The following is a 9,254-nucleotide window of genomic DNA, read 5'->3' on the forward strand; positions in this document are numbered from 1 at the left end:
CCTTGAATCGCTTGATGATATAAATCTGTCATCATTTTACTAATTTCTTGCATAACTTGTGTTACAATATTCATGGATAACCCTCTAACTTTCTGTGTGTTTTGGTTACTAACAGTATAGCAGAGGGTTATCTTTTTTGCTTTTAGCTTACCAACAGTTATTTTACACTAAGCTGAGTGAATACTCAGTGAATGTATAAAAATAACTCGAGCGATCAGCTAACTCGAGTTATTCAACGATTTAAAATAACGGATAACTTTATATTTATTCTTCCGTTAAGCCTAAATCAAAACCTTGTGCTTCAACAACTTGAAGCATTTGAGCTCTTTTCGGATTATAACGATCCAGTTGTTTTAATACATTATTCGTATACGTCTCAGAACGTTGGTTGCGTTGGCGTGTGTCATAGTAATGGGTCATCTCATCATCAAAGTCAGCCAAGGCCTCTACATAATTTTGATGTAATGGATAACCATTTTCTCCTAAAATAAAATCAAGCGACATTCTTGGCTTTAATTCAGGATGATCATCTGGTACACCAAAGCCTACCCCTACTAATGGGAAAGTATACTGAGGGAGTTCTAAAATTTCGATAATTTTCGCCGGATCATTTAAAATACTCCCAAAATAAACTGCACCGAGTCCATCCGATTCAATCGCATTGGTTAAATTTTGTGCAGCTAAGTATGCATCAGCTGCCCCCTGGAAAAAGCGATCCATTGTCGCGGTTCTCTCAGTTGAATGTCCTTTTTCTTTGGCAATTTGATGAATTCGATAGCAGTCCACGATAAAAATAACTAGCTCTGGAACGTCTTTCAAATAAGCTTGATTCGCGACTTCGGCCAAGGCAGCACGCTTAGCTGGGTCGGTCACTCGAATTGCAGAATAAGATTGTAAGCCTACACTCGTCGCTGTTCTGCGCATTACTTCAAAGTATGTACTCAATTGCGCATCAGAAATCACTTCATCTTTAAAGAAACAAATACTACGGTGAGCTAATTGATGTTTGATTGTTTCGTTCATAACGCATCCTCCTATAAATTATATTAATTATACTCTAACATGAGTCGATAAATGTGACGAGTTAGACGCTTCATCTATTTTAAAACAATACAAAAAACGTCATACCATCCTTTAGAAAGGTTGATATGACGAGTTTCAGACTGCCAGCTGCAGGAATCGAACCTGCGACCTACGCGTTACGAGTGCGTTGCTCTACCTACTGAGCCAAGCTGGCAAACACAATGCTATTATCATATGCCTCACTTTTCGAATTGTCAAGACATTCGAAGGAAAGTTAAAAAAATTTCTAATAGCATTGTCTATTTAGTTAAATAAATTCACAAAGAAATGACGGATTGACTCATTAATATCGGATATCGTACGACCGAGTCGATTCAAAAATTGTGAAATAACGCCACCTTCCGAGATCGTTTCTTGAAGCGCCACCGATACATTATTCGAAGCGCCAGAAGGAATAAATTCAGTGGTCAGCCCGTCCGCACAAATATGCATTTGACCAACCTCAGTGCCTTGCTCTATGGGTGCCGTTAATGAGCCTGATTCATTAAAATAATTCGAATCTGGATTAAACTGATACTTGATTCGCGGCAAAGTATCTACAATAGGCATTACAATCTCTAAATCTGCGGCATACTGCAGTGGGGCATCAGCTTTATCGCCCCCTTCAATATCCACCTTACCTATCTGTGTTACCATTTGTCCCGCTTCAATGACTCGCTCACTGCGATATGCACTATTGGCATATTCAATCAAACGTACGGTATCTTGATATCTAGCTGTGTCTTCCGTTCCTAAAACCGCAATAATCACCTCAAATTCATCACATTCGGATAAAGTTACCAGACTGGTCCCATCCTGCTCAGAGAATCCTGGCATCAAACCTTTAACCCCTTCATAACCTTCCGGTCGTCCTGGAATTAAATAGTTATAATTGAGCATCTCAATGCGATCGCTTGACTTGGGTTTGAAATAAGACTTCGCTTGTTTCGAATACTCCGTAAAACGTGGAAAATCTTGAACTAAATGATAAGCAATCGTGGCTGCGGCCTCTGCCGATAAACGATTCGTCGGACCACTCTCGCCATCACGAGGCAATCCCGTACAGTTAAAGAGTTCGTAATCTTGAATACCCCAGTCATCGAGCTGTTGTTCCATTAATTTGACATAACTCGCTTCATCGCCCGCAATAAATTCAGCTAATGCCAGGGTAGAACCATTCGCTAATCCAACCGCAATGGATTCAACGAGCTCATCAATCGTATAGTTCATATCTTGTCGTAGTGGAACATTACTTATATCGTAATCTTGACTTAATTCGTAAGCCCGATCTGAAATATCAATATAGGTGTTCTCATTCCAAGCTTCATGTTCTCGAAAGGCTTTATAAGCTACGTATACGGCTAAAAGTTTACTAATCGATCCCGCTTCAACCGACTGTTTTCGATCTTTTTGATAAAGTATTTGCCCATTGACCCGGTCAATCATTACAACACTTTGACCCGAAATCTGTGGTGGATTTAATGCCGCTTCAATTGATTTAGCAGGATAAAAATTAAAACCACTCATAAAACAGCACACAACAAGCCAACGCAATAAGATTCGTTTAATTTGCTTCATGGCTTACCTCCTCAGATTGAGGTGGCTCTAAAATAACTCGGAAAACCGTCTCATTATCTTCGACCGTTGCATAAACTTCACCATTTTGCGCCTCAACTAAGTTCTTTACAATCGATAAACCAAGTCCACTGCCTGGAATCGACGTATTTCTTGATTTTTCAGTCCGATAGCTGCGTTCGAAGATTTGTTCATATTCCGATTCTTCGAGCAAATCGCCATTATTTCGCACCTCAAGGAAGACGGTTCCCTCTTCTTCACCTACGCCACGGTATGCAATTAAGCGAATTAAATCACCGTTTCCATATTTTAAAGCGTTAGAGATAAAGTTACTGTAGACGCGCACCATCTTTTCCGGGTCCATCTCTACTTCCAAATCTTCGGGCTCAACAATGACTTCCATCCGTACGCCCGATTGTGCAGCACTTAATTCAAATTCTGCGACAACTTGAAATAAAAAGAATTGAATCGGTATCATCTGGTAGTTCGTCTCAAATGAAGGTTGACTCGATTCAATATAATAGAACAAGTCATTAATTAGGGTATTCATCGCTTCGGCTTTATTCACAGCAATATCGATATAATGCTCTCGCTCTTCGTCTGTTTGATATTGTTGTTGCTTTAACACGGATAAATATCCCATCACCGAGGTTAGCGGTGTTCGAATATCATGCGACACATTCGCAATTAGCTCATCCTTAGTCTGCTCAATCCGACGCTCTTCTTCAATCGATTGCTCAGTATTTGCAATTAAAGCGTTAATCGAATGAATAATTAAGTTTGTTTCAGCATTTTTAACCAACTGGATACGATAATTATATCGGTCTCCTTCAGCAATAAAGGTTAAATGATTAATTACTTTATTTAACAAAACATCATCATAATGTCGCAAGATTCGCCGATAAGCTAGGAGCGACCCAAAGGCTAAATAAACAATCGTAATGATCATATTGTAATTGTATCGATAGAGTTCGTAGCGTTGAAAGGCATTTTGTCCATCCCATACCTCACGGCGCACATTAATTAATTGATTCAAACCTAAAATAATCCCAAGATAAACAAGAAAGACAATTCCTAATGTAAATGTCGCATAAGAAATAAAATCAAGCCAATCTTGTCGTGTCATCTCGGTTGAGAGCATGATTTTATTTTCATTATCGTTCAACTTTATATCCTACTCCCCAAACCGTTTGAATCACTTTATTACCACCCGTAGCTGCTTCAATCTTGTCACGCAAGTGGCTCACATGTACCATGACAGTCTTATTACTTACAACACTTTCTTGATTCCAGACCGATTCAAAGATTTCATCCGCACTAAAAACTTGCCCAGGATTACTTGCTAACAAGTATAAAATGCCAAATTCAAGCAAAGTTAATTGGATTTCTTGACCGTCGGTCGTCTTAACTTCGTGAGAATCTTTACGGATTAATAATGGACCAATTTCAAGGGTATCTGAAGGCACTTCAGCGGTTGCATAATTATATTGACGTCGTAGGAGTGATTTGATCCGTGCAATCACTTCTAATGGATTAAAAGGCTTCGTAACATAGTCATCTGCTCCGGCAAGCAAGCCTTTAATTTTATCTTTATCTTCCGTCTTCGCACTGGCGATAATAATTGGAATACTCAGGTCGCGTTTTCTTAATTCTTCGACAATTTCGATCCCAGTCATTTTTGGCATCATAATATCCAAGACTGCCAAATCAATCGATGGATCGTTCAATAAATAATCGAGCGCCATTTGTCCATCACATGCTTTAACGGATTCAAATCCTTCATTACTTAAATAAATTTCAAGTAAGTCTAAAATATCTTTCTCATCATCCGCAATTAATATTTTCATCGCAACTCCTCCTTCTAGCTATTTTAAATTAAGGCTTTTTTATTTTTTAAAAAATAGTTCCTTGAATATTCCAGCGACGTTTTAAGATATAACGGGTCACGATGGTAATTAAACCAATCAAAATATACGATTTTGCCGGTAAGATCGGGTTAATTGCCGCCGGTAGAATAATACTTGTCACGGTCACAACTAAGAACCACCCAATCATTGACAAAGAGGAGACTAAGAAATATTTGCCCAGTCCTCGTTTTTTCTTATCTTTTGAATCAAAATCTGGTAAATACTTAGAAGATGTTAATATCGCAAAACCAGCGGCAATATAGTTCACAATCATACTAATGATTCCCATATAATTCTCTGCTTGAATTCGATCGCCACCCCGAGTTAATGCAACACCCGTAATAATTGTATAAATTGAACCTAGCATTAGCGCACCATCTAACCCGATTTGCCAGTCCGGCGAGCGCTCCATGTTTTGTTCAACTTCGCCATACTCTTGCTTTAAGATAGCATCTGCTGTGTCCGTCGGTGTCCCGTATATTTGACGAGCAGTCTGGCTATGCGCCTGACCGTCAATTAAGGTCTCAACCATTTCTGCATAAATCTGGTGACTTAATGCCGTATCCAACTGATTAGCTAATTGCTTATGAACAGCTACCATAAAGGTCTGATTTTTCGTTGTTAATTGATTAAATAAAGATTGCGTAATCCCTGGAATCACACTGAATGAATCGGTGGCTTCTATGGATGTTGGCACTATTTCTTCACTTACTTCTACTTCGTTTTCTTCTATAATCTTTTCTTCTGATTGAATTGGTGTATTTTTTTCTTGTGGTTCCATTCTTCTATCACCTCTATACATTGAATCTAAAGAGCATAATATCGCCGTCTTGAACGACATACTCTTTTCCTTCAGAACGGTACAAACCATTTTCTTTCGCCTTGGCCATGCTTCCTGAAGCCATTAAGTCATCAAAAGATACGGTCTCTGCCCGAATAAAGCCTCGCTCGAAATCAGTATGAATAACACCGGCTGCTTGGGGTGCTTTCATTCCTTTTTTAAAGGTCCAAGCACGTACTTCTTTCTCTCCTGCAGTGAAATAGGTTCCTAATCCTAAAAGTGAGTAAGCTGCTTGAATTAATTTGTCTAAACCAGATTCTTCCATATCATACTCTTCTAGGAATAATGCTTTTTCTTCGTCATCTAAGACCGCAATCTCTTCTTCCAGACTTGCACAGACAGGCACGACTTGCGCTCCTTGGGACTCTGCCAACGCTTGGACTTGGCTTAAATAAGGATTGTCTGTTGGATTTGCTACATCTTCTTCGCCGATATTTGCTACATAAAGCATTGGTTTACGTGTTAGTAAGAATAACCCACGTACAATCGGTTCTTCTTCTTTATTGAATTCAACCGAGTTAGCCATTTGGTTATGTTCGAGGGCATCTTTTAACCGGGTCAAAATATTCAATTCCATCACAGCTTCTTTATCTTTTAATCGTGCTAATTTTTCAACGCGAGTAATTCGTTTATCGATGGATTCTAAATCGGCTAAGATTAACTCTAAGTTAATGGTCTCAATATCTTCAATCGGATCAACACGACCATCCACGTGCGTAATATTTTCATCATCGAAGCAACGAACCACATGACAGATCGCATCAACTTCACGAATATTGCTTAAGAATTTATTCCCTAATCCTTCACCTTTACTAGCACCTTTAACAATTCCTGCAATATCGGTAAATTCAAAGGTCGTTGGAATAATTTTTTGCGGTGGAATCACCGAGCTGATTGCTTGTAAACGGCGGTCTGGAACTTCAACCACCCCTACGTTCGGATCAATCGTGGCGAAAGGATAGTTGGCCGCTTCGACACCCGCTTTAGTAATTGCATTAAATAATGTGGATTTACCAACGTTCGGTAACCCAACGATGCCTGCTGTTAATGACATAGTTACACTTCTTTCTACTCGTTATAATTATTCTTCAGTTGAAGATTTTTCAAGAATCTTTTTTAATTTTTTATTAAAATCACGACGCGCTAGCGTCACCACATGTTGGCAGTGGAGACATTTAATTCGAATATCCATTCCCATGCGTGTAATTTGCCAACGATTTGTTTGGCAAGCATGCGGTTTTCGCATCTCAACGATGTCTCCTTTATTATAATCTAATTGCATCGTCTTTGCTCCTTTATATCTCGATTTTCAATAAATCTAAAATACGAATTAAATCCTCTTCCGATAAAAATTCAATCTCGATTTTTCCACGCTTTCCACGTTGAACAATTTGGGTACTCGTTCCCAGTATTTCTTCGAAACGTTCTTCAATCGCCAAAATATGCTGCGGTTTTTGCACTTCAGGGTGAGTCTTTTTCTCATTTGATTTCGTTTTAGACGTTGCATTAAGTTGCTGAACGAGATCCTCTAATTGGCGTACGGTCAATCCCTCTTTAATAACGCGCTCTGCGACTTGCGTAATTTGATTTTTATCTTTGAGTCCTAAAATCGTTCGTGCTTGTCCCATAGACAATTCTTTACCAACATAAGGCTTCACCTCTTCAGGTAGTGATAATAGCCTTAGATAGTTAGCAATATAAGGGCGACTTTTGCCCATGCGTTCTGCCACTTCAACTTGAGTTAATGCAAGTTTATCCATTAGGACTTGGTAGGCTTCTGCTTCTTCCAATGGACTTAAATCTTCCCGTTGTAAGTTTTCTAACACCGCAATCTCAATCATTTGTTGCTCGTCCATATCACGGATAATCGCCGGGATTGTTTGATTCCCTGCCAGACGGCTCGCACGCACACGACGCTCGCCAGCAATCAATTCATAGCCTTTAACCGTCGACTTGCGAATAATTACCGGTTGAAAAACACCACTTTGTTTAATCGAATCTGCTAATTCTTGTAAAGCTTCTTCGTCAAAATGTTTTCGTGGTTGATATGGATTAGAACGAATTTCATTCAATGGTATTTCTTGGATATATTCGTTTTCTCCAGGTGTTTCCTCTAATCCTTGGAATAAGGCATCCATTCCGCGACCGAGGCCGCCACGTTTTTTCTTACTGGTCATTACCGATCACTTCCTCTGCTAATTCCATATATTTTTGAGCGCCACGCGATTTAGAGTCATACTCAATCGCTGATTGACCGTAGGACGGTGCTTCTGAGAGTCGAACATTTCTAGGGATGACGGTTTGATAGACTTTCTCATGGAAATATTTACGTACTTCCTCAACCACTTCGAATCCTAAATTTGTCCGTGAATCTAACATCGTAATCAAGACCCCTTCAATTCTGAAATCTCGATTGTAAGTTTTTTGGACTAAACGAATCGTATTTAACAATTGCGTTAATCCCTCTAAGGCATAATACTCTGCTTGAACTGGAATCAAAATCGTATCACTCGCGGTAAACGCATTGATCGCTAATTGCCCCAGTGAAGGTGGACAGTCAATTAAAATATAATCGTAATCATGCCGTAAATTCACCATCGCTTCTTTGAGTCGGGATTCACGATTCTCTAAGTTCACGAGTTCAATTTCAGCGGCTGCTAATTGAATGGTAGACGGAATAATATGCAAATTATCAATCGATGTTGGAAGTACCACCGATTCAGCTGGAACTTTGTCGATTAAAATATCATATAAACTATGTTCAATAATGCCACGCTCTATCCCTAGTCCACTAGTAGCATTTCCCTGTGAATCCGAATCGATAATTAAGACACGTTTCCCTAATGTTGCGAGAGCAGCACCTAAGTTAACAGTGGTAGTGGTTTTACCCACGCCCCCTTTTTGGTTCCCTATTGATATCATTCTTCCCATCGATTTCGTTCCTTTCTGTTATATATAGATTCAATTATTTTAAAGGCGATTTAGTTGGTTTACCAGCTTTACGCGGATATTTATTCGGGGTATTTAATGTTTTACGGATACTCAAAATTTCGCGTTCACTTTCTTCAATTGGTAAAAGCTCATGATGGCTTTCTTCGTATTTAGCCCCCAACTTTAGCAAAGATCCCTGTGCCTCTTCTAATTCTTGTTGGGCTTTTTGTCCTTTTAACGCGATAAAATAACCACCTTTTCGCACGAGTGGCAAGCAATACTCCGCTAGAACATTCAACCCTGCCACTGCCCGAGCAATACTAATATCGTATTGTTCACGATGCTTTCGATCGTGCCCAAAATCTTCCGCCCGCGCATGGATCGCTTCTGTATGAGTCAAGCCTAACTGGTCGATCACTTCATTTAAGAAAGTTACACGTTTATTCAATGAATCGACCATCGTTAATTGTAAATCAGGTTGTACAATTTTTAGCGGGATTCCTGGAAATCCAGCTCCCGCACCAATATCAACGATTCGAACTTCTCCTTCAAATCGTTCTGGGACGAGCCACAATGGCATTAATGAATCATAAAAATGTTTCAAATAGACTTCTTCTTGTTCCGTAATTGCCGTCAAATTCATCTTTTGATTCCATTCAACTAGCAACTCAAAATATTGTTCAAATTGTTGTAATTGTTGTGCTGTTAATTCAATACCTTTTTGCGCAAGGATTGTTGCAAATTCTTTGGGATTCATTCTATTACCCCTTTAATCTTTTTTGTGAAACAAATGTTTCACGCTTAATATACTTTAACTGAAAAACAGCGATTTTGCAATGTTTTTAAGCGGTCAAAGTCAGCCAAAATTGTGACTTAGTGTAAAATAACTGTTGGTAAGCTAAAAGCAAAAAAGATAACCCTCTGCTATACTGTTAGTA

At 39.1% G+C, this 9,254-nt stretch carries 10 protein-coding genes and 1 tRNA gene; all 11 read right to left on the bottom strand.

Going from position 1 to position 9,254, the window contains the following annotated elements; translation table 11 throughout:
- Positions 1-264: 264 nt before the first annotated feature.
- The 11 genes from HMPREF9707_RS04520 to rsmG all read right to left on the bottom strand — a co-directional run bounded on the left by HMPREF9707_RS04520 (position 265) and on the right by rsmG (position 9,073).
- Complete coding sequence (locus HMPREF9707_RS04520; RefSeq protein WP_006701510.1) at positions 265-1,023, bottom strand: nitroreductase family protein; 759 nt, start codon at positions 1,021-1,023, stop codon at positions 265-267.
- 141 nt (positions 1,024-1,164) lie between these two features.
- Positions 1,165-1,237 (bottom strand) — tRNA-Thr (locus tag HMPREF9707_RS04525).
- A gap of 89 nt (positions 1,238-1,326) precedes the next feature.
- On the bottom strand, positions 1,327-2,640 hold the full coding sequence (locus HMPREF9707_RS04530; protein ID WP_006701511.1) for a D-alanyl-D-alanine carboxypeptidase family protein: 1,314 nt from the start codon (positions 2,638-2,640) through the stop codon (positions 1,327-1,329).
- Positions 2,627-3,802 carry a sensor histidine kinase gene (locus HMPREF9707_RS04535; protein ID WP_006701512.1) on the bottom strand — a complete coding sequence of 392 codons (1,176 nt, stop codon included), beginning with the start codon at positions 3,800-3,802 and terminating at the stop codon, positions 2,627-2,629. Before HMPREF9707_RS04535 ends, HMPREF9707_RS04530 begins: the two co-directional genes overlap by 14 nt.
- Positions 3,792-4,484, bottom strand: coding sequence for a response regulator transcription factor (locus HMPREF9707_RS04540; protein WP_006701513.1), 693 nt, complete (start codon positions 4,482-4,484; stop codon positions 3,792-3,794). Before HMPREF9707_RS04540 ends, HMPREF9707_RS04535 begins: the two co-directional genes overlap by 11 nt.
- A 46-nt stretch (positions 4,485-4,530) precedes the next feature.
- Positions 4,531-5,325, bottom strand: a complete 795-nt coding sequence (locus HMPREF9707_RS04545; RefSeq protein ID WP_006701514.1) for a DUF1129 domain-containing protein — start codon at positions 5,323-5,325, stop codon at positions 4,531-4,533.
- Positions 5,326-5,338: 13 nt separating this feature from the next.
- Entirely contained in the window at positions 5,339-6,439 is a 1,101-nt protein-coding gene (gene ychF, locus HMPREF9707_RS04550; protein ID WP_006701515.1) for a redox-regulated ATPase YchF, read from the bottom strand.
- A 27-nt stretch (positions 6,440-6,466) separates the two neighbouring features.
- Entirely contained in the window at positions 6,467-6,667 is a 201-nt protein-coding gene (locus HMPREF9707_RS04555) for a DUF951 domain-containing protein (RefSeq protein WP_006701516.1), read from the bottom strand.
- Between the two features lie 13 nt (positions 6,668-6,680).
- Positions 6,681-7,562 carry a ParB/RepB/Spo0J family partition protein gene (locus tag HMPREF9707_RS04560; RefSeq protein ID WP_006701517.1) on the bottom strand — a complete coding sequence of 294 codons (882 nt, stop codon included), beginning with the start codon at positions 7,560-7,562 and terminating at the stop codon, positions 6,681-6,683.
- Positions 7,552-8,316 carry a ParA family protein gene (locus HMPREF9707_RS04565; RefSeq protein WP_006701518.1) on the bottom strand — a complete coding sequence of 255 codons (765 nt, stop codon included), beginning with the start codon at positions 8,314-8,316 and terminating at the stop codon, positions 7,552-7,554. The genes HMPREF9707_RS04560 and HMPREF9707_RS04565 overlap by 11 nt, the downstream gene beginning before the upstream one ends.
- A gap of 34 nt (positions 8,317-8,350) precedes the next feature.
- Positions 8,351-9,073, bottom strand: coding sequence for a 16S rRNA (guanine(527)-N(7))-methyltransferase RsmG (gene rsmG, locus HMPREF9707_RS04570; protein WP_006701519.1), 723 nt, complete (start codon positions 9,071-9,073; stop codon positions 8,351-8,353).
- Positions 9,074-9,254 lie beyond the last annotated feature (181 nt).

The sequence above is a fragment of the Falseniella ignava CCUG 37419 genome (assembly GCF_000301055.1).
Taxonomy (GTDB): domain Bacteria; phylum Bacillota; class Bacilli; order Lactobacillales; family Aerococcaceae; genus Falseniella; species Falseniella ignava.